General features: G+C 70.9%; 23 protein-coding genes. 15 read left to right on the top strand and 8 right to left on the bottom strand.

From position 1 onward, the window contains the following. Window positions 1–12: 12 nt before the first annotated feature. A complete protein-coding gene (locus FB471_RS06075; RefSeq protein WP_141996361.1) occupies window positions 13–1,989 on the top strand; it encodes a S9 family peptidase in 1,977 nt (658 codons plus the stop codon). On the opposite strand, the gene FB471_RS06070 is transcribed toward FB471_RS06075, so the two are convergent. Together FB471_RS06070 and FB471_RS06065 are read right to left on the bottom strand one after the other, a co-directional pair. Continuing rightward, window positions 1,976–2,629, bottom strand: coding sequence for an RES family NAD+ phosphorylase (locus tag FB471_RS06070; protein ID WP_141996360.1), 654 nt, complete (start codon window positions 2,627–2,629; stop codon window positions 1,976–1,978). The genes FB471_RS06075 and FB471_RS06070 overlap by 14 nt on opposite strands. A 47-nt stretch (window positions 2,630–2,676) precedes the next feature. Next, on the bottom strand, window positions 2,677–3,261 hold the full coding sequence (locus tag FB471_RS06065) for a MerR family transcriptional regulator (protein ID WP_141996358.1): 585 nt from the start codon (window positions 3,259–3,261) through the stop codon (window positions 2,677–2,679). Window positions 3,262–3,464: 203 nt separating this feature from the next. Between FB471_RS06065 and FB471_RS06060 the strand changes: the two genes are divergently transcribed. Beyond that, window positions 3,465–4,070: an ASCH domain-containing protein gene (locus FB471_RS06060; RefSeq protein ID WP_141996356.1), complete on the top strand. Its 606-nt coding sequence runs from the start codon at window positions 3,465–3,467 to the stop codon at window positions 4,068–4,070. Here FB471_RS06060 and FB471_RS06055 read toward each other — a convergent pair. After that, window positions 3,970–5,013: a LacI family DNA-binding transcriptional regulator gene (locus FB471_RS06055; RefSeq protein ID WP_141996355.1), complete on the bottom strand. Its 1,044-nt coding sequence runs from the start codon at window positions 5,011–5,013 to the stop codon at window positions 3,970–3,972. The two genes, FB471_RS06060 and FB471_RS06055, sit on opposite strands and share 101 nt — an antisense overlap. Window positions 5,014–5,102: 89 nt before the next feature. Here FB471_RS06055 and FB471_RS06050 point away from each other — a divergent pair, with 89 nt between their 5' ends. Then, window positions 5,103–6,515: an L-fucose/L-arabinose isomerase family protein gene (locus FB471_RS06050; protein WP_141996353.1), complete on the top strand. Its 1,413-nt coding sequence runs from the start codon at window positions 5,103–5,105 to the stop codon at window positions 6,513–6,515. Continuing rightward, window positions 6,512–7,999 (top strand): FGGY-family carbohydrate kinase, encoded by a 1,488-nt coding sequence (locus FB471_RS06045; protein WP_141996350.1) that lies wholly within the window; start codon window positions 6,512–6,514, stop codon window positions 7,997–7,999. Before FB471_RS06050 ends, FB471_RS06045 begins: the two co-directional genes overlap by 4 nt. Here the strand turns inward: FB471_RS06045 and FB471_RS06040 are convergent. Next, entirely contained in the window at window positions 7,942–8,538 is a 597-nt protein-coding gene (locus FB471_RS06040; RefSeq protein WP_141996348.1) for a hypothetical protein, read from the bottom strand. The genes FB471_RS06045 and FB471_RS06040 overlap by 58 nt on opposite strands. Before the next feature lie 108 nt (window positions 8,539–8,646). Further along, a complete protein-coding gene (locus FB471_RS06035) occupies window positions 8,647–9,375 on the bottom strand; it encodes a helix-turn-helix domain-containing protein (RefSeq protein WP_141996346.1) in 729 nt (242 codons plus the stop codon). A 235-nt stretch (window positions 9,376–9,610) separates the two neighbouring features. Here FB471_RS06035 and FB471_RS06030 point away from each other — a divergent pair, with 235 nt between their 5' ends. From FB471_RS06030 to FB471_RS06015, 4 genes are all read left to right on the top strand, one after another. Continuing rightward, window positions 9,611–11,188: an FAD-binding oxidoreductase gene (locus FB471_RS06030; RefSeq protein ID WP_246076257.1), complete on the top strand. Its 1,578-nt coding sequence runs from the start codon at window positions 9,611–9,613 to the stop codon at window positions 11,186–11,188. A gap of 9 nt (window positions 11,189–11,197) precedes the next feature. After that, window positions 11,198–12,145, top strand: a complete 948-nt coding sequence (locus FB471_RS06025; RefSeq protein ID WP_141996344.1) for a threonine ammonia-lyase — start codon at window positions 11,198–11,200, stop codon at window positions 12,143–12,145. A gap of 95 nt (window positions 12,146–12,240) precedes the next feature. Then, entirely contained in the window at window positions 12,241–13,194 is a 954-nt protein-coding gene (locus tag FB471_RS06020) for a threonine ammonia-lyase (RefSeq protein WP_141996342.1), read from the top strand. A gap of 10 nt (window positions 13,195–13,204) precedes the next feature. Continuing rightward, on the top strand, window positions 13,205–13,612 hold the full coding sequence (locus FB471_RS06015; protein ID WP_211357957.1) for an NUDIX hydrolase: 408 nt from the start codon (window positions 13,205–13,207) through the stop codon (window positions 13,610–13,612). A 35-nt stretch (window positions 13,613–13,647) separates the two neighbouring features. Here FB471_RS06015 and FB471_RS06010 read toward each other — a convergent pair whose 3' ends face one another. Continuing rightward, complete coding sequence (locus FB471_RS06010) at window positions 13,648–14,325, bottom strand: histidine phosphatase family protein (protein WP_141996340.1); 678 nt, start codon at window positions 14,323–14,325, stop codon at window positions 13,648–13,650. Between the two features lie 34 nt (window positions 14,326–14,359). Between FB471_RS06010 and FB471_RS06005 the strand changes: the two genes are divergently transcribed. The 4 genes from FB471_RS06005 (at window position 14,360) to FB471_RS05995 (ending at window position 17,404) form a co-directional block, all read left to right on the top strand. Next, a complete protein-coding gene (locus FB471_RS06005; protein WP_141996338.1) occupies window positions 14,360–15,118 on the top strand; it encodes an ABC transporter permease in 759 nt (252 codons plus the stop codon). 144 nt (window positions 15,119–15,262) lie between these two features. Continuing rightward, window positions 15,263–16,270, top strand: coding sequence for an NsdA family TPR-like regulatory protein (locus FB471_RS06000; protein ID WP_141996336.1), 1,008 nt, complete (start codon window positions 15,263–15,265; stop codon window positions 16,268–16,270). A gap of 239 nt (window positions 16,271–16,509) precedes the next feature. Further along, complete coding sequence (locus FB471_RS33985) at window positions 16,510–16,650, top strand: hypothetical protein (protein ID WP_170220718.1); 141 nt, start codon at window positions 16,510–16,512, stop codon at window positions 16,648–16,650. A gap of 67 nt (window positions 16,651–16,717) precedes the next feature. Next, window positions 16,718–17,404: a GAF and ANTAR domain-containing protein gene (locus FB471_RS05995; RefSeq protein WP_170220717.1), complete on the top strand. Its 687-nt coding sequence runs from the start codon at window positions 16,718–16,720 to the stop codon at window positions 17,402–17,404. Between the two features lie 61 nt (window positions 17,405–17,465). On the opposite strand, the gene FB471_RS05990 is transcribed toward FB471_RS05995, so the two are convergent. Together FB471_RS05990 and FB471_RS05985 are read right to left on the bottom strand one after the other, a co-directional pair. Then, window positions 17,466–18,266: a nucleotidyltransferase domain-containing protein gene (locus tag FB471_RS05990; protein ID WP_141996332.1), complete on the bottom strand. Its 801-nt coding sequence runs from the start codon at window positions 18,264–18,266 to the stop codon at window positions 17,466–17,468. Window positions 18,267–18,352: 86 nt separating this feature from the next. Further along, a complete protein-coding gene (locus tag FB471_RS05985; protein WP_141996330.1) occupies window positions 18,353–19,237 on the bottom strand; it encodes an alpha/beta fold hydrolase in 885 nt (294 codons plus the stop codon). A gap of 90 nt (window positions 19,238–19,327) precedes the next feature. Here FB471_RS05985 and FB471_RS05980 point away from each other — a divergent pair, with 90 nt between their 5' ends. The 3 genes from FB471_RS05980 to FB471_RS05970 all read left to right on the top strand — a co-directional run bounded on the left by FB471_RS05980 (window position 19,328) and on the right by FB471_RS05970 (window position 22,866). Beyond that, window positions 19,328–19,939 (top strand): TetR/AcrR family transcriptional regulator, encoded by a 612-nt coding sequence (locus FB471_RS05980; protein ID WP_141996328.1) that lies wholly within the window; start codon window positions 19,328–19,330, stop codon window positions 19,937–19,939. Window positions 19,940–20,170: 231 nt separating this feature from the next. Then, entirely contained in the window at window positions 20,171–22,414 is a 2,244-nt protein-coding gene (locus tag FB471_RS05975; RefSeq protein ID WP_141996326.1) for a family 2 encapsulin nanocompartment cargo protein terpene cyclase, read from the top strand. A 188-nt stretch (window positions 22,415–22,602) separates the two neighbouring features. Beyond that, a complete protein-coding gene (locus tag FB471_RS05970; protein WP_141996324.1) occupies window positions 22,603–22,866 on the top strand; it encodes a YceI family protein in 264 nt (87 codons plus the stop codon). Window positions 22,867–22,960: the final 94 nt, after the last annotated feature.

Raw genomic sequence — 22,960 nt, 5'->3', positions numbered from 1 at the left:
TAGGGTTGCCCCGTGCGCCCTACCGATCTTGAACTGCTGACCGTGCCCTGCTCGCCGACCCTGCATGGCGACCTGCTGCTCATCGCGCTGTCGAGGCCCGATCTTGCCGACAACCGTTACCGGAGCGTGCTGCGCAAGGTCGGGCTGGACGGCGAGGACCGGCCGTGGAGTACCGGCGAGCAGGACAGCTCGCCGGTGATATCCCCGGACGGTCGCCAGGTGGCCTTCCTCCGGGTGGGCGGTGCGCGGGGGTCCGTGCCGCAGCTGCATGTGATGCCGGTGGGCGGCGGTGAGTCGGTGCGGCTGACCGACCTGCCGCTCGGGGCGGGCCCGGCGGTGTGGGCGCCGGACTCGCGCCGGATCGCCTTCACCGCGCGCGTCCCGGAACCGGGGCGGTACGGCACTCCGGTCGCCGATGGTTCGGGCTGGGTCCCCGAGCCGGACGAGGAGGCTCCGCGACGGATCACCAGGCTGGACTACCGGCTGGACGATGTCGGTTTCCTCCTGGACCGGCCCCGGCGCCTGTTCGTGCTGGATGTGTCCACGCTGCCGGAGTCCGGTCCGCAGGAGACACCACGGCCACTGACCGACAACGTCACCGACGTGGAGGATCCGGCCTGGACGGCCGACGGCCGGTCGGTGCTGGTGGTCGCGGCGCGCGACTGGGGACGCGCCGAGACCCTGCACCGCGACCTCTACGCGGTTCCGGCGGATGGAGGTGACCCCGTACTGGCGGTGCGCACCGAGGGCAACGCGTTGCGGCCGATGGTGGACGGGGACACGGTGTGGTTCTACGGGGCCGAGTTCGGCGGCGTCGACTTCGCGGCGCGCAACGCCGGCCTGTGGTCGGCCACCCTGCGGGTGGACGGGACTCCCACCGTGCCGCGCAAGCACACCGACACCGAGTCGGTGGACTGCGTCCCGGACGCGGGCGGGCCAGCACGGTATGCGGACGGCGTGCTGGTAGTGGTGCGCAACCGGGGCGCCGCCGAGCTGCGTCTCGTTCCCCGCCACGCCGAGGCCGCCGAGCTCGGCGAGCTGCCTACGTTGACCGGTCCGCGGGATGTCGTCCGGGACTTCGACGTGGACGGGGACCGGATCGCGGCCGTGATCGCCGGGCCGGAGAGCATGGGGGAGGTGGTGCTGCTCGACGGCGATGACGGTCGGGGGCTCACCGACTTCGCGGCGCCACTGCGGGGGGCAGGGATCCGGCCGCGCGACGAGCTGACCACGGAGTCCGTGGACGGGTACCCGGTGCACGGCTGGTTGGTTCTTCCGGAGGGACCGGGGCCGCATCCGGTGCTGCTGGCCGTGCACGGCGGGCCGTTCGCCCGGTACGAGTGGAGCTTCTTCGACGAGGCGCAGGTCTACGCCGCTGCGGGGTACGCGGTGGTGCTGGCGAACCCGCGCGGTTCGGCGGGCTACGGCCAGGCGCACGGCCGTGCCGTCGTCGGCCGGTTCGGCACGGTGGACGCGGACGACCTGCTGGCCATGCTCGACGCCGCGCTGAGCCGGCCGGAGCTGGATGCCACGCGGGTGGGGGTGATGGGCGGATCATACGGCGGGTTTATGACGACCTGGCTGGCCGCGCACCATGGCGAGCGGTTCCGCGCGGCGTGGAGCGAGCGCGCGGTGAACGCGTGGGACTCCTTCGCCGGCAGCTCGGATGTGGGCTGGGAGTTCGTGCAGGGCTACGAGTTCCACGGGGCGGAGGTGCAGCGGGACCGCAGCCCGCTGAGCTACGCGGAAAAGATCGACATTCCGTTCGCGGTGGTGCACTCCGAGCATGACTGGCGGTGCCCGGTGGAACAGGCGCAGCGTCTGTTCGTGGCGCTACGGCGCGCGGGCACCGAGGCGGAACTGCTGCTGTTCCCCGGGGAGGGGCACGAGCTGTCCCGTTCCGGCAAGCCGCGGCACCGCCTGCAGCGGTTCGAGGCCGTGCTCGACTGGTGGTCCCGGCATCTCGGGACCGGGGTCAGTTCAGCATGACGTAGTTCAGCTCCTGGCAGACTCGCCCCAGCGGTACGTCCAGGCCGGGATGGTCCAGCGGGAGCAGCACGTCGGGGGCGAGTGGCAGGGCCGAACCGGCAGGTGGGTCCCACAGGCAGATGGCCGGGTCACCGCCGTCCATGGACGAGCGATACCAGAGCCCGTCCAGGTCGCCGAAGGCCGCGCGGATGGCCCGCGCCCAGGCCTGAGTGATCTTCTTCGGTCCGCTGGAGATCTCCTGGGACGCGCCGACCCTGGTCGGCCACAGGCCGGACAGGTCGAGCAGCCGCAGGGTCCGCGCGGGGCGCACGACGACCAGCCGGGGGCCGCGGTTCTTGCGGTCGATGGTGGAGGTCGTCTGGAACACCTCGGCGATGCTCGTCCGCACCGACAGCCCGAAGTAGAGCACGCCGTTGCCGGGGTCGGTCACCGCCGAGCCGCGCCGTGGCGGCTGCGGGTCGAACCGGCCGTGCGGCAGCGGGCCGGTGTAGCGGAACGTGTTCCACCGTTGCGGGTGGTTGCCGTGCGCGGTGAAGATCCGTACCAACCTGGTCGCCGGGTGCACCGCGACGACGTCCTCGGTCCGGCGCAGTTCATTGACCAGGACAGCACGCGCGGGAGGCAGGGGCAGCCTTGCCATGTGAAGCGGTTACCTGTCCTTCTGTGATCTTGTGGGCTGCCGCCAGCTTAGGCCGGGGTGCCGAGTGTGGCTGCGAGCTGGGCCACAGAATCGGGGTCACCGCCCGCCAGCAGCCACTGACGAGGCGTCGCCGGCTTGTCGTTGATCACCAGGTCGGACTGGGGTGTGTTCATGTACGCGGCGGCCACCAGCGCGGGCACGTCCTCGGGCAGCTCGCGCAGCACGACCTCCAGCCCCGGCAGCACGCCGCTCGGCGTGAACTGCCAGGAGGGCAACCGCCAGCCACCCTGGTCCTTCCAGCCGGTGAGCCTGCGGTCCTTGAGCCGGTGCCGGATGCGGCTGTGGTCCACGCCGAGGGTCCGTGCCGCCTCGGCGACGGTCAGCGCCGACTCGGCCAGCACGGCATGGGCCGCGACCGTGCGTGCCCGGTAGTCGTGCTCGCCGTCCTGGTGCGGCGAGAGGTCGAGACCGACGTCGGTGAGTGCGGCCCGCTGGTCGGGAGAGAAGAAGTGCGACGGATCCGGGTTCGGCGGGGACAGTCGCCGAGCCGCGTCCTCGACCAGCGTCAGGAACTCCGTCGCGTCGACCCGGAGGCCCGCCTTGGCCAATACATTCTCCAACGCCAATGTCATACGCCTAGGGTAGCTCGCGTGTGCGGGTTCGTGCGCTTTTTCCCCGAATTGTGCGTGAACTCACCAGGATCGCCTACATACCGCACATGATTCAACACGAGTGGTAGACAATCGAGGGATAGTGTGCGCCCACCTCGCTCGATTGTCCAGCCTCGTGCCGGTCGTTTCGATTTCCCCGGCGTGGCAGGTGGCACACTCGTTTCGTGCTCATTCCGCGGCGGACCCTCGAGCTGATCGCGGCGGGGTGGGTGACCCTGGCGTTCCGGCGCTGGCGGCGCCCCTCGGTGCGTGCGGGCGGCACGCTGCGTACCGCGGTCGGCGTGCTGCGCATCGGTGCGGTGGAACCGGTGGACCCGGCCGCCATCAGCGAGGAGGAGGCCAGGCTGGCCGGCCAGGCCTCGGTCGCGGAACTGCGGTCGGCGCTGGACACCCGAACCGAGGGACCGGTGTACCGGGTCGAGCTGAGCCTGTCCGGCGCCGACCCGCGGGACACCCTGCGCACCCGAGTGGCCGAGGGCGTCGAGCTGACCGAGCTGCTGGCCGCGCTGGACCGGCTGGACCGGGCGAGTCGGCACGGCCCGTGGACCGCGCGCGTACTGCGGGAGATCGGCACGCGTCCCGGCACCCGTGCCGCCGAACTCGCGGAGGCGGTCGGCAGGCCGCTGCGGGCGTTCAAGGCCGATGTCCGCAAGCTCAAGGACCTCGGGCTCACCGAGAGCCTGGAGACCGGCTACCGCCTGTCACCTCGCGGTGCCGCCCTCCTCGGGAGCTGCCGCGGGGGATCAGCTGGGCGGCCAGGGTGCGGGTGACCGGTGGCCGGTCCGGGTCGCCGATCCTGGCCAGCAGCAGCTCCGCGGCCGCCGACCCGATCTGGTAGGTGGGCTGCGCGACCACGGACAGTGGCGGGTCGATCAGCGTGGCCCACGGCGGGTCGTCGAAGGCGACGACCCCGATGTCCCTTCCCGGGCGCAGCCCGCGGCCGGCCAGCGCCTCCAGCACCCCGATCGCCATCGCGCTGTTCGCGATCAGCAGGGCGTCCGGTGGCTCGGCCAGGTCGAGCAGCTCGACGGCCGCCGCCCGAGCACCGTCGGCCCGGTGGTACTCGGCGTGCCGGAACGGCGCCGACGTCGGAGCCATGCCCGCCGCGCCGAGTGCGTCCCGGTAACCGGCGAGCCGCTCGTCAGCGGTACGGATCCCGGAGGGACCGGTCACGCAACCGACGCGCCGGTACCCCGCGTCGAGCAGGTGGGTGGTGGCCTCCCGCGCGGCGAGGCGGGTGTTCACCAGGACCTGGTCGCCGGGCTCTCCGGGCAGCGGTCGGTCCACGGCCACCACCGGTGTTCCCCGCTGGCGCAGCAGCTCGACGCCGGTCGCGGTGCCCGCGGGGCACAGCACCACCCCGGCCACCCGCTCCTGCAACGCCACGTCGAGATAGCGTCGTTCCTTGTCCGGTTTCTCGTCGGAGTTGCACAGCACCACCGAGTAGCCCGCGGTCTGCGCCACGTCCTCGACCCCGCGGGCGATCGCGGTGAAGAACGGGTTCTCCACGTCGGAGATGATCAACGCGAGTACGGCGGTTTCCTGCCGGCGCAGGTTCCTGGCCAATCCGTTGGGCTGGTAGCCGAGCTCGTCCACCGCCGTGCGGACGCGGGCCACCAGCTGCGGATCGACCGTGGACTTGCCGTTCAGCGCACGGGACACGGTCGCGGTGGAGACACCCGCCTTCGCCGCGACATCGCTGATGGTAGCCACCGCGCACCCCTCTCCGGTCTATTGACATCGCTTCACGGGGGAGCCTAGCGTCATTGGAAAACGATTACCCGGCGAGCACTGGAGGCATCGTGGCCCGCATCGGCGTGATCAGCATTTCCGACGGGCGCGAGCATGTGCACGCGCGGAACGCCCGGTTCATCCAGTCCAAACAGGACACACTGATTTACTCGCTGATCGCGGCGGGGCACGAGGTGGTGACCGGGGACGACCTCGTCGCCACGAACACCCTCGCCACCTCGGTCGCTCGGCAGGTCGCCCGTGCCGAGGTGGACCTCACGATCTTCTACTACGCGGTATGGAGCTTTCCGCACTTCACCATGCTGGCCGCGGACGCCACCCGCAGCCCGCTGATCCTGCTCGCCAGCACCGATCCCACCGAGCCAGGGCTGGTTGGCATGCTCGCCGCGGGCGGGGCGCTGGACCAGATCGGGCGACGGCACACCCGCCTGTGGGGCCCGCCGGACGACGCGGAGCTGGCCGCGGAGCTCGCGGTGCACGCGCGTGCCGCCGCGGCGGTGACCGGGTTGCGCGGCTCCACCTTCGGCCGGTTCGGTGGCAGGCCGATGGGAATGAACACCGCGGTGGCCAACACCGACCAGTGGATGCGCCAGTTCGGCGTCGATGTGGAGGAGATCGACCAGTACGAGCTGGTGCTGCGCGCCGAGCGGGCCGACCGGGCCGAAGCCGGGAAGGCACGGAAGTGGATCGAGGCCATGGCGGCCGGGGTGCACTACGACGGCAAGAAGCTCACTCCTGAGCTGCTGGAGCGGCAGATCCGATCCTACCTGGCCATCCGGGAGATCATCGCCGAGCGTGGCCTCGACTTCTCCGGGATCAAGGCCCAGCCGGAGCTGACCGAGCACTTCGCCACCATGGACGTGACCGAGGCATTCCTGAACGACCCCTACGACTGGAACGGTCCCAAGGAGGTCCACATCACCGCCACCGAGGCGGATATGGACGGCGCGCTCACCATGCGGTTGCTCCACCTGATCTCCGGTGACCCGGTGCTGTTCGCCGACGTCCGGCACTACCACGCCGACCTGGACGTCTGGGACCTGTGCAACTCCGGGCAGCATGCCACCTGGTACGCGGCGCGCAGCGCGGACCCCGCGGAGAACCTTGCCAAGGTCAACTTCTACCCGGAGGTGTTCTTCTTCCCCGCGGGCGGCGCCTCGGTGCAGCACATCGCCGCGCCGGGCCGGATGACCCTGGCCAGGCTCACCCGCAACGAGGGACGGTACCGGCTACAGCTGATGCTCGGTGAGTTCGAGAGCTACGACGAGGCGACCAACGAGCGGCTCATCCGGCAGTCCACTCCGGAGTGGCCGCATGCCTTCGCCAGGCTGGACGTCGAAGGCCCGGTGTTCCTCGGCCGGTTCGGGGCCAACCACATTCACGCCGTGCCCGGCGATCGTCGCCAGGAGATGCGTGCGGTCGCCGAGCTGCTCGACATCGACCTGGACGAGTGGTCCAGATGACCGGCGGGCTGCTGCTGGGCATCGACATCGGTACCTCGAGCTCGAAGGGCGTGCTCGTCGATCCACAAGGGACGGTGTTGGCCAGGGCGAGCAGGCCGCACGCCACCTCCACCCCGCATCCCGGCTGGGTCGAGCACGACGCGGAATCCGTGTGGTGGCGCGACTTTCTCGCGCTGGCACGGGACCTGGTCGCCGCCGCGGACGGTGACCGGCTGGCTGGGCTCGCCGTCAGCGGGATCGGGCCGGTGCTGCTGCCGGCAACCGCGGACGGCAACCCGCTGCGCCAGGCCATCCTGTACGGGGTGGACACCCGGGCCACCAGGGAGATCGAGGAGCTCACCGCGGAACTGGGTGCCGAGGAGATTCTCGAACGCGGCGGCACCCCGCTGTCCTCCCAGGCGGTGGGGCCGAAGTGGCGCTGGCTCGCCCGCAACGAGCCCGCGGTGTTCGAGCGGGCCGAGTTGTTCCTGATGGCCAGCTCGTACCTGGTGCACCGGCTGACCGGGGAGTACGTGCTGGATCATCACTCGGCCAGCCAGTGCGACCCGATGTACGACCTGCGTGCGGCGGAATGGGCCACGGACTGGGCCGAGCGCACGGCACCCGGCGTAGGGCTGCCGCGGCTGGCCTGGCCGACCGAGGTGGTCGGCACGGTGACCGCGAACGCCGCCGCGGAAACCGGCCTGCCACAGGGACTTCCGGTTACCGCGGGCACCGTGGACGCCTGGGCCGAGGCGGCCAGTGTCGGGGTGACCGACCCGGGCGACACGATGGTCATGTACGGCACCACGATGTTCCTCATCCAGGTGCTGTCCGATCCGCGCCCGCACCCGGGGCTGTGGACGACGCGGGGCACCTTCCCAGCGACCTTCTCCCTCGCCGCGGGCATGGCCACCTCGGGCGCGATCACCGACTGGCTGCGCACCCTGCTGGGCGGTGACTTCGCCAGGCTGGTCGCCGGTGCCGCGAGCGTACCGCCGGGCAGCAGGGGACTGCTGCTGCTCCCGTACTTCGCGGGTGAGCGGACCCCGCTGTTCGACGCCGACGCGCGCGGGATGCTCGCCGGTCTCACCACCGCGCACGGACCGGGCGAGCTGTACCGGGCCGCGCTGGAGGGCATCGCCTACGGCGTGCGGCACAACCTGGAGGTGATGGGGTCCGCGGGCGGCGTCGCGGGCAGGCTGGTCGCCGTCGGCGGCGGCGTGCAGGGCGGACTCTGGACGCAGATCGTCACCGACGTGAGCGGAGTCGAGCAGCAGGTGCCCGAGGAGACCGTGGGCGCGGCCTTCGGCGACGCCTTCCTCGCCGCCGTGGCCACCGGTCTGGATCCGGACATCACCAGGTGGAACCCGCTGGCGAGGACGGTCCGGCCGGACCCGCGGCGAACCGAGGTCTACGACGGTTTCTACGCCCGGTACCGGGATCTCTACCCGGCGACCGCGGATATCGCGCACTTCCTGGCCGACCAGCAGCGCCGCAGCTGACCGCCGCGTGGAAGGGGTGGGCGGCCCCGGCTGGTCAGCGGGCGTTCGCGGCGAGCACCCGGAGCGCGTTGAGGGTGCGTACCCCGCGCCACTCCAGCTCCGCGGCCGGCCCCGGCGGCCGCCAGGGCAGCCATGCGCAGCCGCGCCACGACACCGGCCGTGGGGTTCAGCCCGGCGGGGAACCGGCCGTCGCCCCAGTGCTCGGCCCGCGGGTGGGCGGCGACCGAGGGCAGCACGATCGGCAGCCCGCCGTCCGCGGTCGCGACGGATGCCAGGAACGGCAGCAGTCCCTCCGCGAGTGCGCGAGCCCTGTCCCGCACCGTGTCGTCCGCGCCCGCGGCGGAACCGAGCACCTGCCCGACCAGCTCGAGGCCGAAGTCGACCGCGAGCGGCTGGCTCGCCGGAGCGCGGACATCGGGTTCGAGCCCGTGTCCGAGGCCCCCGTCGGGATTGCGGTAGGCCGCGACCGCGTCGAGCACGGCGCCCGCGGTCGCCGCTCCACCCCGGTCGAGGTGCAGCTCGGCCAGGCGCCGCTCCACCCCGGTCGAGGTGCAGCTCGGCCAGGCGCCGTTCCACCACCCTGGCGCAGGTGTCCAGGAAGGTCCGGCCGCGCCCGGCCGCTTCCGTATCTACGGTGGAGCAGGTGGTCATGTCGGCGACGGTAGCCGCTCCGGCCGCGGCGGTCTTGAATGGAACGGTCGCCGGGAAGGGAAGAACTCACCCGGCGTCCGGCCGGTGAGCTCGCGGCAGTCCCGGCTCAGGTGCGCCTGGTCGGCGTACCCGGCCGCGAGGGCGAGCGAGCTCAGATCGGAGGCGGTGGGCGCCGCGGCGACTGCGCGCTGCAGCCGGGCCACCCGCAGGTAGGTCGCCGGCCCGTAACCGACGGCGAGGGTGAACCGGCGACGGAGTTGGCGTTCGCCCGTCTCCAGGTCGCTCAGCGCGGCGGACACCCGAGGCACCCCGGTCGTCAGCCGTGCGACGAGCAGGTCGAGCCCGGGGTCCAGCCGCTCGGTGAGGTGCTCGGCGACGACATCGCCGAGCGCGGCCGGCCTGCTCAGCAGCAGGTCGGTGATCCCGGCGCCGTGACGTCCCCACAGGTCGGGCAGGGTCACCCGCTGGTCGCGTAGCTCGTCCGCGGCCACGTTCAGCACGCGCGGCGCGTGCCCCGGCCGGAACCGGACGCCGTGCAACGCGCCCGTGCCCGGGGCGGACCTCCACGGCCCGGTGTCCGGTCCGGCGACGAACACCCGGTCGGCGGCTACGATCAGGTCGAGGCAGCCGTCCGGCACGATCGGCTTCGTCCCCTCACCGGCGGACCACCACAGGCAGCGCACGGCGTGGCGCAGCCGGGCGGGTGGGGTGGCCTCGTGGTACATGCCGCCATCATGCACCCACCCACCGACACCCGCCGGAGTGTCAATCCCCCTCAGGTCGGATGCCGGGCTGAGTTCCCGGCCAGCCGAATGACCGACTGTTCGGCCGCGATGTACCGGGCCAACCTGGGGCACAGCACACACGGCACTGCCGAGCAGGGGAGGTCCATGGTGTCCGAGGTCACGCGTCGCGGGTTCATCGCGGGAAGCGCAGCGGCCGGCCTGCCCGTGTCCGCGGGTGGTGTCGCGGCGGCCGAGCCCGTCACGAGCGGGGGAGACCCGGCGGCGGTTCGGTCCGGTCGTCGTGCCGCCGGAGGACCCGCGGTACGCCGATCTGGTGTTGCGCCGCACCAACGACCGGTTCCGGCCGGAACCGGGATCGTTCCACGTGGTCGGTTCGAGCCGGCAGGTGGAGCGCGCCGTGGGCGAGGCGGTACGCGCGGGCAAGCGGGTCACCGTGCGCAGTGGTGGGCACTGCTACGAGAACTTCGTCGGCGCACCTTCGGTCGATGTCGTGATCGACATGGCCGAGCTGAACGCGGTCTACTTCGACCCGACGCGCTCGGCCTTCGCCGTGGAACCAGGCGCCACCCTGATGAAGGTGTTCCAGACGCTCTATCTCGGCTGGGGCGTCACGATTCCCGGCGGCCAGTGCGGGACGGTGGCCGCGGGCGGGCACATCCAGGGCGGCGGCTACGGGCCGCTGTCCCGGTCACAGGGCTCGGTCGTGGACTACCTGCACGCGGTCGAGGTGGTCGTGGTGGACCGCAGGGGCAGGGCCCATACGGTGGTCGCCACCCGTGACCCGCGCGACCCGTGGCACGATCTGTGGTGGGCGCACACCGGTGGCGGTGGAGGCAACTTCGGCGTGGTCACCCGTTACTGGTTCCGCGCGCCGGACGCCCGTGGCACCGACCCCACCCGACTGCTGCCCGCGCCACCGGCCCGGGTGCGCGGCGGCGCGCTGCTGTGGCGTTGGCGGGACATGCCCCGCGAGTCCTTCCGCAAGCTGCTGCGCAACCACGGCGAGTGGCACGAACGGCACAGCGCGCCGGACTCGCCGTATGCGGACCTGTTCGCCTCGCTGCAGGCCGGTACCCGTACCGACGAGAACGCCCCGGGCTCGATCGTGCTGGCCTGCCAGGTGGACGATACGAAACCGGGTTCCGCGCAGCGGCTGCGGGATGCCCTCATCGCGATCAGTGGGGATGTCGGCGGTACCCCACTGATCAGCGAGCCGGAGCCCTGGCTCACCGCGACCCGACGCGGGGTGCGGTTCACCTCCGAGGAGGCCGGCCGGTACAAGGGCAAGGCGGCGTACCTGCGCCGCCGCTTCACCGACGCCCAGATCGAGACCGCCTACGCGCGGCTGATCGACCCGGAACCTCGCAGCGCGGGGGCCCTGCTGTGGTTGCTGTCCTACGGCGGCGCGGTGAACGCGGTCCCGCCCGCGGCCACCGCCGTCCCGCAGCGGGACTCGATCCTGAAGGTGATCTACCTGAACTCCTGGACCGGCACCACCGAGGCGGACGAGGCGGCGAACCTGGCGTGGATCCGGCGGTTCTACCGGGAGATGTACGCGGATACCGGCGGGGTCCCGGTACCGAACGAGGTCAACGACGGCTCCTACGTCAACTACCCGGACATCGACCTCGCGGACCCGGAATGGAACACCTCCGGTGTGCCGTGGCACGCCTTGTACTACAAGGACAACTACGAGCGCCTGCAACGGGTCAAGGCACGGTGGGACCCGCGAAACGTCTTCCACCACGCGCTGTCGGTTCGCCCCCCCCGGAGTGATCCGGAACGGGGTTAGGGTGGCCCGGTGGAACTGGTGACGATCAACGACGTCCGGGCCGCCGCGAGCCGGATCGGTGGCTTGACGTTGCGTACCCCGCTGCTGGACTCCGAGCCGCTGTCCGCGGAGTTCGGCTCGCGGATCCTGGCCAAGCCGGAGAACCTGCAGCACACCGGCAGCTTCAAGGTGCGGGGAGCGCTGAACACGCTGCTGGACTGGCGGGATCGGGGCATCCTGCCGGCGGGTGTGGTCAGCTTCTCCGCGGGCAACCACGCCGCGGCGGTCGCCCGCGCGGGGGAACAACTCGGTGTCCGGGCGATCGTGGCCATGCCCACCGAACCCGTCGCGTCCAAAGTGGAGAACGTTGTGCGGTACGGCGGGGAGATCGTACGCACCGCCGATCTGGCTGGCACCTGCGCCGCGCTGGCCGCCGAACACGGTTACCCCGCGCTGTACCCTTTCGACCTGCCCGAGGTCATCGCCGGGCAGGGCACGGTGGGACTCGAGATCTGCGCGGATGGGCCGGAACCGGACCTGGTGCTGGTCCCGGTCGGCGGTGGCGGGTTGCTCAGCGGCGTCGCCGTCGCGGTCCGGGCGCTCGCGCCGCGCGCGCGGATCGTGGGGGTGGAACCGGAGACCTCGAACGCGATGAGTCTCGCCGTGCGTGCCGGCGAGATCGTGCCGGTGCCCGATCCGACCGCGACGATCGCCGATGGCCTGATGGCTCCGTTCGCGGGCCGGCACACGCTGGCACATGTGCGAGCACTGGTGGACGAGGTGGTCGAGGTACCGGATGAGGCCATCGGCGATGCCTGGCGCGGGGTCGTGGAGTCGACAAAGCTGCTCGTGGAGCCCTCCGCGGCGCTGGGGCTGGCCGCGCTACGCACCGGGGTGGTGCGGGCGCCGCCCGGCGGGGTCACCGTGCTCGTGCTCTCCGGCGGCAACACCGACCTGGGCAGGCTTGCCGCGCAATAATTTTGCGTGCGGGCGGTGAAACTTACAATCGGTAGTACCGAACATCGGCCTAGCGTGAGGTTGTCTTGATCAACCAACCGCGAAGGACGGTTCCCATGCAGGCCAACCCCGTTGACCTCGATCTCGATCCCGCCCGGATCGCCGAGGCGGCCACGGCGATCGACCCGGTGTTCCTGAACACCCCGCAGTTCGTCGACGAGCAGCTGTGCGCCGCCCTGGGCAGGACGGTGCTGGTGAAGGTCGAGACCTTGAACCCGATCCGCAGCTTCAAGGCCCGGGGTGCGGAGTGGCTGCTGGCGGGTCTGGCCGCCGATGCCGACCTGGTCTGCGCCTCCAGCGGGAACTTCGGCCAGGCGATCGCCTACGCGGCCGGCCGCAGGGGGATGACCGCCGAGGTCTTCGTGCCCGTGCACGTCAACCAGGGCAAGCTGGCCAGAATGCGCTCGCTCGGCTCCGTGGTGCACCAGGTCGAGGGCGACATCCGGGAGGCGGCACGGGACTACGCGCGGCAGCGGCCCGGCCGGATCTTCGTCGAGGACGGCCGTGAGCCCGCGGTGGCCGAGGGGGCGGGCACCATCGGCATGGAGCTGCTCGCGGCGGGCGGCATCGACACGGTGGTCGCCCCGGTCGGGGACGGCGCGCTGATCACCGGCGTGGCCAGGTGGATCAAGGAGTACTCGCCGGGGACCACCGTCGTCGGGGTGTGCTCTGCCGGCGCACCCGGGATGGCCCGGAGCTGGCGGTCCGGGCAGTCGGTGGCCGTCGAGGTGGACACCATCGCCGATGGGATCAACATCCGCGTGCCCATCCCCGAGTCACTGGCCCGGATGCGGGTACTGGTCGACGAGGTCGTGCTGGTCGACGACGAGGCCATGCTGGCGGCCATCCGGACCGCGGCGGAGACCCTGGGGCTGCTGCTCGAACCGGCCGGCGCGGCCGCGCTCGCGGCGATCGCCGAGCACGACCTGCCCGGCGGGACCGTGGCGGCGGTGCTGAGCGGGGCCAACCTCGACCGGGCGCTGCTCGAGCGGGTGCTCGGGCGCCGCTAACCTGACCGGCATGCCGAGTCCTCCCGTGATCGACAGCCTGGCCTGGATCCTTGTGCGCGACCGCAGGTTGCTGTCCGTGCGGACCGTCGGTAGGGAGCGGTTCTACCTGCCCGGCGGCAAACGTGAACCGGGGGAGAGCGACGTCGCCGGTCTGTGCCGGGAGATCGACGAGGAACTCGGTGTCCGGTTGGATCCGCCCAGTTTCAGCCTGTTCGCCGTGTTCGACGAGCGGGCCGACGGCTTCGCGGACGGGCGCAGGGTACATATGATCGCCTACACCGCCGAGTACCACGGCGAACCCGTGCCCGGCAGGGAGATCGCCGAGCTGGCCTGGCTGTCCTCGGCCGATGCCGGCCGCTGCCCGCCCGCCGGGCGGCGCGCGTTGCGCATGCTCGCCGAGGCCGGCCGGGTCGACTGAGCCGCAGCCAGGGCAACGCCGGCGAGGTCGCGGCGCTACCGCAGATGTGCGGTGTCGTTGAAGCGGCGCAGGATCCACCGGGTGCCGGCCACCACCAGCTCGGAGATGGACGCGTTGTCCGCACCGAGGAAGGCGAAGGGCCGCGAGTCGGTCGCCGCCGCGAGCGCCGCGCCGATCACTCCGCCGTGGGTGAACACCGCGACCCGTTCCCCCGGGTGGGCCGCGGCGAGCCGTTCGATACTCCCCCGCACCCGGGCGGCGAACTCCGCGGCGGGTTCCGCGCCGGGGATCACGTCCCAGCGCTGCTCGGCCCACACGCGCTGGGCCAGGGGATGGTTCTCGGCGACCCGCTTGCGCAGCACGCCGCCCTCCCATTCGCCGAGCAGCACCTCGCGCAGGTCGGCCTCGACCGCGGGGGTGAGGCCGAGCCGCCCGGCCAGCGGTTCGGCCGTCCGCACCGTGCGCCGCAGCGTGGTGACGTAGATGGCGTCGATGCGTTCCACCGCGAGCCGGTCACCGAGCCGCCGAGCCTGCTGCCTGCCTTCCGGCGCGAGGTCGGGGTCGCCGTGCCCTTCGAGCGTCGGGAAAGGGTGGCCGTCCACGGCGGGTGCCGACTCGCCGTGCCGGATGAGCAGGAGTTCGGTCGAGCCGGGTGGCGGTTCGAATCGGGCCTGCCGGTACTCGGCCGCGGGGGGTTCGCCGGAGGTCGACACGGCGGCAGCGTAACCCACGGGGCAGGATCGGAGGATGCCGAAGTCCTCGATCGTTCCGGGCCCGTCGCTGATCGCCGTGCTGGTGGTGCTCCTGCTGCTCGCGGCGGTGGTGGTGTGGCGCGGCGGGCTGGGGTCCGGCCGCGGGGTGGTGGTGGCCGGAGCGCGGGCGGCCGTCCAACTCGCCGCGGTCTCCCTCGTCATCGCCGCGGTCCTGCGGTCGGGCTGGTGGACGGCGGCGTTCGTGCTGCTGATGTTCACCGTGGCGACCATGACCTCCGCCCGCCGGATCGCCGCGCCGCGGGCCGTGGGGTACGTGGCCGCCGCGATCGGTTCCGGGGTGGCGCCGGTTCTCGGGCTGGTACTGGCATCCGGCGCGGTACCGCTGCGGCCGATCGCCGTGATGCCGATCGCGGGGATCGTGATCGGCGGCGCGATGAGCGCGACCTCGCAGGCCGCTCGCCGGGCCCTGGACGACCTGCGCACCCGGCACGGCGAGTACGAGGCCGCGCTCGCACTCGGGCTGCGTCGACGGCCGGCCGCACTGGAGATCTGTCGCCCGGCGGCGGGTCACGCGTTGATCCCGGCACTGGACCAGACCCGCACCGTCGGCCTGGTCACCCTGCCCGGCGCCTACGTGGGCGTACTGCTCGGCGGCGCGAGTCCGGTGCAGGCTGGGGTGACCCAGTTGCTGGTGCTGATCGGGTTGCTCGCCGCCGAGGCCGTGGCGGTGCTGGTGGCCGTGCACCTGGTGGCGGCGGGGCGCCTGCGCGGGAACCGGCCGGGTGATATCTGACAGATCTGCCCGCCGGGCGCCGAGCAACGCCCGTTCGCCGAGCCAGCCTAGCCAAACACGGCGGCATACGAGATGCTGATTTTGTCGTCTCGCCCCGGACCCCCGGCGATCAGTGTCCTGTTCGATCCGGAGTCGGGTGACCTGATGGGTGTAGTCAACGCCGGAGTAGATCTGCTGCTGCGGCCGTCGGCGCAGGTCGGTGTGTCCGATGTACGCCGCCTCGAGCTGCTGACCAGGACGCTCCGGGCAGCGGACCATCGCCACGGCGGCCGGGCCTGCCGGGGGGATGTGCTGGCCACGTTGTCGATGGGCAGACGCATGCTCGCCTCGGCGAGCACCCAGCGGGTGCATGCCGAGCTCTGCCCGGCGGTGGCCGACCTGCACAACCTCGCCGGATGGGTCAGCTTCGACTGCGGCCTCACCGCGACCGCGCTCGGACACTTCAACAGTGCGCTGGCCCTTGCCGCGGCCGAACGGAACCACGCGCTGATCGCGGATGTGCGGTACCGCATGGGGCATGTCTACCTGCACCAGGGCACGGCACACGAGGCTATCCGCCAGTTCGGGCTCGGCCAGCACGCCGCCAAGCAGAGCGGGGATCACGGTGTCACCCACGCCGTTCTGCTGGCACACCAGGCGCGGGCGCTGGCCCGGGTGGGCGACGGCCGGCAGGCGTTGAGCATGCTGGGCCGTTCCGTGGCGCATTTCTCCCAGGCCGATCCCGCAACGGCGCCGCCGTGGACCGAGCTGGTCGACTCCGCGGAGATCGCCGCCATGATCGGTACCGCGCACACCGAGCTGGCGCGGTACGTGGATGTCAGCTTCACCCGCTCGGCGATCGTGACGTTGAGTTCCGCGTTGACCGGCTACGGAAACACCAGGCATCGGAGCCGCTCGCTGACCGAGATCTCGCTGGCGATCAACCGGATACTCGCCGGGGACCTCGAGCAGGGACTCGCGACCGCGAGCCGCGCACTGGAGCTGTCCGCCGCGCTGCGCTCGACCCGGGTGCGGGACCGGTTCATCGTGCTGGAACGGGAGCTGGCCAAGCACCTCGGCAGCGTGGAGGTGCAACGGGTGGCCGGCCGGATCACCGAGTTCGTGGCGCGGCAGTCGGTACCGGACCGGCATGGACGTGGCCGACGGAAATGAGGCCGTGCCACATTCTCCGCTTGAGTGGCGGCATCCTCATGGCAGTCGGACAATGGTGATGATCGGTCGATCGCACTGTCCTTTTGTCGCTGGCTTCCGCTCGGTGTCGATCGACGGCGACTCACCGAAGAAACGGATGTCCGATGATCGAGGACCACGGTGTTGACTTTTCGTGTCCACCGAACACTGTTGATCTCGATGTGTTGTTGCTCCCGGGTACTGTGCACGAGGCGGCCGGAATGGTGAGTGTGCAGCTCGGGTCGACCATCGAGGAGGCGATCGAGGTGTTGCGCGATCGCGCGCGAAGATATGGTGTGGAGTTGGCGGATCTCGGTGAACGGGTGATCGCGGGTGAGATCCGCTTCGCGCCGCGGAGATGAATGACGCGGCACCGGACGGGAGGAGATCATGAAAGGCCGTCGGGGGGTCCATCGAGCGTTTGTCGAGATGGCCGACACCGTGACGAGCGATTTCGACCTGATCGAGTTTCTCGACACCGTCGTACACCGATCCGCGGAGCTGCTCGGAATCGCGGATTGCGGGTTGGTGCTGGAGGACGAGGCGGGTGAGCTGAGCCTGATCGCGGCGTCAACCGAGCGGGCCCGCCAGCTGGAGTTGCTCCAGGTAGGTAAGGGGGTGGGGCCGTGCCCGGACTGCCTGCACAGCGGGAGTTTGGTACAGCATGCCGACCTGGCCACGGGAACGAGTGGATGGTCCGAGTTCACCCCCGAGGCACTGGCGTCCGGGTTCTCCGCCGTGTACGCGGTGCCCCTGCGGCACCGGCAGCGCATCATCGGCGTGATCAACGCGTTCAGCCCGGCCGCACTGGACGGCGACAGTCTCGAGGTCTGGCAGTCGTTCGCCGAGGTCGCCGCCATCGGCCTGCTGCACGAACGCATCGTGCGGCACGGCAAAATCGTCAACGGCCAGTTGCAGGAAGCGCTCAACAGCCGGGTGTTGATCGAGCAGGCCAAGGGTGTGCTGGCCGAGCGGATGAGCATCCCGGTGGACGACGCGTTCTCCGCCCTGCGGGGGGACGCCCGCAAGAACCGGCACACCGTCCGGGAGCTGGCCGTCCGGGTGCTGCGCGGCCACGCCTTCCCGGACAACACCCCGTCGCCCGACGTGCCCTGAACGTGGCTCGTGCGACATCTGCCGTCGCGCGAGCCACGTTCAGGGCTTGGCCTGCGCGGGTTCAGTTCCAGGACCAGTGCCGGCGGTGGGCTTCGGCGGCCCATGCGGCGATCCGATCCACATCCGGCTCGGCGGCCAGCGGGGTGCGTCCCGCGTCGAGCATCTCCACGACCGCCGACCGGACCGCGTCGATCTCCCGCACCACGTCCTCGAGTGCCGCCACCTCGCCGCGCTTCACTCGCAGCACGCGGTTCCGCTCGCGCTCGGGCATCGGCAGGGTGAGCCTGGCGTCCCTGGCGACCTCCAGCCCCTGGTAGGCCAGCCGCAGCGCGTGCGAGGCGTACTTGACGTCGTAGCCGTACCTGGCCACCAGCTCCGGGCGGTTCGGCATCCTGCCCGGCTGCCCGCGGTCGAGCAGCCGCCCGCACTGCGAGTCCAGGTAGCCGAGAAACCGGTGCACGGCTCGCCGGGACAGCAACGCGGGAGCGAGCGCGCGCAGTTCCTCGCCGAGCGACCGCACGAGCACCAGTGCCTCGGCCGGCGCGTACAGCGGCAGCAGCATCGTCGGGTTCCCTTTCATCGCAAGGCGCAGGTACTTGCGCAGGGAGTACACCACCAGGTCGGTGTCCCCGGGGCCGGACCGCGCACCTTCCGGTTGGGTGCGGAAGACGTAGTGCTCGACCGGTGTGCGCATGCCGACGACACGCTCGGCCGGCTCGACGAACACACCCATCTCGTCGTGGTCGTCGGTGCCCTCGATGGCGATGCCGTGCACACCGGAACCGACGACCGTGCGCAGGATCTCCCCGCCCAGCGCGATATCGCGGTTGCCGTGTTCGGTGTGTCTCGCGGTAGCGATCATGCCGAGATTCTGGCACGCCGGCACCTTCGGGCGATACGCAATTTCCGGCATGGCAAGGCGGGGAGCCAGCATGTACACAGTGGACGTCAGCGCCGCGGCTCCAGCCATTCACGTAACGCCGCCGCCATGCGTTCGGGCTGATCCTCCGCGGTATAGGTGAACGAGTCGTCGACGGTGCGGGAGGATGCGCCGAGCCGTTCGGCGTAGCTCTTCCCGTGCTCCGGCGGGAAGACCCGGTCCTCGGCGGCCCACAGGCACAGCACCGGCCCGGGGAACGAGGTCGGGATCCGCTGGGCGGCCTGCCTGATGAACCGGGCGGAGACACCGCCGATGGCCTTGCGGCCGTCGAACCTGATCGGTCCGTTCTCCAGCACCGGTCGCACGTACCCGCGCATCACCCGATCCTCGATCGGGTACTTCGCAAGGCTGCCGTAGGTGTTGGGCAGCCGCCACGCGGAGCTGAGCCGCAACGGTTGGTAGAGGCAGCGGTGTGTGGCCGGGTGCCGCGCGGCCAGTTTGAGCAATCCGAACCCGCCCGGACCCGGCGGCCAGGAGCACCACGGCGTCTCGCAGGAGTTCAGCACCAGCCTGCCGATCCGCTCCGGGTGGTTCGCGGTGGCGAGCTGGCTGTACGCGCCGCCGGAGTCGTTGCCGATCAGGGTGACCCCCCGCAGGTCGAGCGCGTCCAGCAGGTCCGCGACAAGACGTGCGATGCCAGGGGGCGACAGATCGGCTTCGCGCCGCATGGGGGACACGTGCGAACCGAGCGGCCAGTCCGGGGTGATACACCGGAACCGGTCGGCGAGCAGCGGGACGAGTTCGCGCCAGATGTCGGCGTTCACCAGGTAACCGTGCACGAACACGAGCACGGGTCCATCCCCGATGTCGTGGTAGCGCACGGTTCCCGCCGGTAGCCGGACGTGCTTCGCCGGCCCCAGCCGCGGGTCCCGTCTGCCGAGGTCCTCGTCCATATGCCCTACTTCTGAGCAGCATTACCAGAGCAGTGCCGGTGCGCTAGCAGGCCGCGACGACTTCTTGCAATCGTTACAAGAGAGGGTGCGATGGACCCCCGCAAGGCGCGCACGATCGAGGCGCTGCTCCGCGCCGGGGAGGAGTTGTTCCGGCAGCGTTCCGCCGACGAGGTGACGGTCGAGGAACTCGCCGGCCGGGCCGGGGTGGCGGTGGGTTCGGTGTACAACCACTTCGGCTCCAAGGCGGGCCTGCACGCGGCCGTGCTGGAGCGGGCGGTGCGAGTCGACCGGGACCACATGGATCGTGCGTACGGTTCTCCTGGTTCACCGGTCGCACGTATCTACGCCGCTGCCGAGGAGTACCTGGCCTTCTACCTCGCGTACCCGGACCATTTCCGCATGCTGGCCTTCCCGAACACTCCCGGCCAGTACGCGGCGGGCCGGGAACTCGCCGAGCGGCTCGCCGACGCGGTGCGGGAGCAGAACGAGCGGCTGGTGCGGACGCTACGGCAGGGGATCGAAGCCGGTGAGTTGCGGGAGGTGGACCCGGAGGAGACCGCGACGGTGCTGTGGTCGGCGTGGAACGGGATCATCAGTCTGGGGTGGCGACCGGACGCCCTGCACCGGGACGAGGCCGGGTTGCGACGGCTGCTGTCCGCGGCCACCGAGATCGTGGCGCACGGCCTGCTGCGGCAGGACTAGTGTCCTGCACCGAGCTGTTTCGGACGGCATCCGCCCACGCTGCGGGAACCCAGCCCGAGCTGTCCTCGCCCGGGGCCCGGAGAGCCCGCGCGGTACTACTGTGCGTGCGCTCGGTCATTCATCCGAACGTGCCGAACAACGCTCAGCTGGACGTTGCAGCGGGATACGGCCGAATGCGAACGTCGTCCGACGAGTGCAGCCGTCGCAGTCGCCCCGAGGGAGTATGCGCCCATGCAGGCTTTCGCATTGCCCGACTTCTACGTGCCTTATCCGGCGAGGATCAATCCGCACCTGGAGCGCGCTCGCGAGCACAGCTCGGACTGGGCACGACGGATGGGCATGCTGGACGCGCCGAAACCGGGCGGTGGCGTGGTGTGGGACCAGGCCGCGCTGGACGAGATGGACTACGCCCTGATGTGCGCGTACACCCATCCGGACTGCGACGGGCCGGCCCTGGACCTGATCACCGACTGGTACGTATGGGTGTTCTTCTTCGACGACGATTTCCTCGAGCAGTTCAAGTACTCCCGTGATCTCGCCGGTGCGAAGGCCTATCTCGACCGGCTCGAACAGTTCATGACCCTGGAGGGTGAGACACCACCGGAACCGACGAACCCGGCCGAGGCGGGGCTGAAGGATCTGTGGGAACGCACCGTGCCGGCGATGTCGTCCGAATGGCGGCAGCGTTTTATCACCAGTACGCACAATCTGATGGTCGAGTCGATGTGGGAGTTGGACAACATCGACCGCGGCCGGATCGCTAACCCGATCGAGTATGTGCAGATGCGCCGCCGGGTGGGCGGGGCGCCCTGGTCGGCCAACCTGGTGGAGTACGCCGTCGGTGCCGAGGTTCCCGCGCAGCTCGCGGAAACCCGGCCGATGCAGGTGCTCGCCGACACCTTCGCCGACGCCGTGCACCTGCGTAACGACCTGTTCTCCTACCAGCGGGAGGTGCAGGAGGAGGGTGAGAACTCCAACGCGGTGCTGGTGTTCGAGCGGTTCTTCGACTGCGCGACGCAGGAGGCGGCCGAACTGGTCAACGACCTGCTCACCTCGCGGTTGCAGCAGTTCGAGACCACGGCGCTGGCCGATGTTCCCGCCCTCTGCGCCGATCGGGTGGTGCCGCCGCAGGAGCAGACCGCGATCGCCGCCTATACCAAGGGACTGCAGGATTGGCAGTCCGGCGGACACGAGTGGCATGTCCGCTCCAGCCGGTACATGAACGAGGGCGCGGCCGCCGGTGACCAGTCCGACCCGCTCGGCGGGCCCACCGGCCTGGGCACCTCCGCGAGCCGGATCGCCGCCACCCTGCGAATCGGGGCGCACTGTCGGTCCGAGCAGCATGCGCACGTGCCGTTCCAGCCGGTCGGCCCGTTGCCGTTGCCTGAGCTGTACATGCCCTTCCCGATCCGCACCAGCCCGCACCTGGACGCGGCCCGCCGCTACGCGGTGGAGTGGGCACGGAAGATGGGCATGCTGGACTCCGTGCCCGGCGTGGAGCACGGCGGGGTGTGGGACGAGCGCCGGTTCATCGGCCTCGACCTCCCGCATTGCGCCGCGATGATCCACGCCGACGCCGGCCTGGAGCAGCTCTACCTGTCCTCGGATTGGCTCGCCTGGGGAACCTACGGTGACGACTACTATCCGGTCGTGTTCGGGAGCAGCCGCGACCTGGCGGGCGCGCGGGCCAGCAACGCGCGGCTCGCCGAGTTCATGCCACTGGACCTCGGGCCGACGCCGGAACCGCTGAACCCGCTCGAGCGCGGCCTCGCGGACCTGTGGCAGCGCACCGCGGAACCGATGCCGAGGGAGAACAGGCAGAAGTTCCGACTCGCCGTCGAGGAAATGCTGGAAAGCTGGCTGTGGGAACTGTCCAATCAGGCCCAGAACCGCGTTCCGGACCCGATCGACTATGTGGAGATGCGGCGCAGGACCTTCGGTTCGGAGATGACGAAGAGCCTCGCCCGGCTCTCCTACGCCGACCGGGTGCCGAGCGAGCTGTACCGGACGCGGACGATGCACGAGCTGGACACCGCCACGCAGGACTACGCCTGCTTCGCCAACGATCTGTTCTCCTACCAGAAGGAGATCGAGTACGAGGGCGAGGTGCACAACATGGTGCTGGTGGTGGAGAACTTCCTGAACGTGGACCGGTTGCGCGCCCGGGACATCGTGGCCGACCTGATGGCGGCGCGGATGCACCAGTTCGAGCACATCATCGCCAACGAGCTGCCCACCCTGTTCGAGGAGTTCCAACTCGAGGGCGAGGCTCGCGAGATCGTCCAGCGGCACGCCGAGGAACTCAAGGAGTGGATGTCCGGGATCCTGGAATGGCACCGCAAATGCGTGCGCTACACCGAGCCGGAGCTGAAACGTAACCGGTTCCCGGGCGCGCCGCCGGAGTTCACCTTCCTGCCGACCGGCCTCGGCACTTCGGCGGCCAGGGTGAGTGCGGGCTTCGGCGGTCCACGCTGACCGGAAGCGAGCGATGCCCCCGCTGCCGTCGTTCGTACCGGCCACGGTAGCCAGGCGCGTAGCCGGAACTCGCCGGACGTCCTCGGGCGGTCGAGCCGCCCACCGGTGAGCCGCGCCCGCTCGGTCGGCCCGACTATGCCGGTTCCGGTGCCCGGCACTGTCGGCGGAGCGGGTCCGGCGTCCATCGGGTGGCGTACCTCGACCATCAGCCGGTCCCCGGCGTTGCCGTCCGGTGTGACGCTGACCGGTCGACCCGGGCAAACACCGAGAACCATCCGGACATCACCTTCGCCTCGACCACCGTGGACCGGGTCGACGGACGCTGGGTGCTGCCGGGGTCGCTGACCGTGCTGGGCCGCACCCGCGAGGTCGAGGTACCCGTGGACGACGTGCGCCTGGACGAGCGTGCGCCTCGGCGAGGGTGGACCGCTACGAGTTCGGCATCACCGTGATGAACGGGATGACCGGGCGCCACCTCGATCTGCGGCTGGAGGTCCGAGCGGGTCTGAGCCATCCGGTGCGTTCCTGCCTCGTTCCTGTGTCTCC

The sequence above is a fragment of the Amycolatopsis cihanbeyliensis genome (assembly GCF_006715045.1).
Classification (GTDB): Bacteria; Actinomycetota; Actinomycetes; order Mycobacteriales; family Pseudonocardiaceae; genus Amycolatopsis; species Amycolatopsis cihanbeyliensis.
Note: the sequence above shows the minus strand (reverse complement) of the source record. Positions and strands in the feature narration are given on the sequence as shown.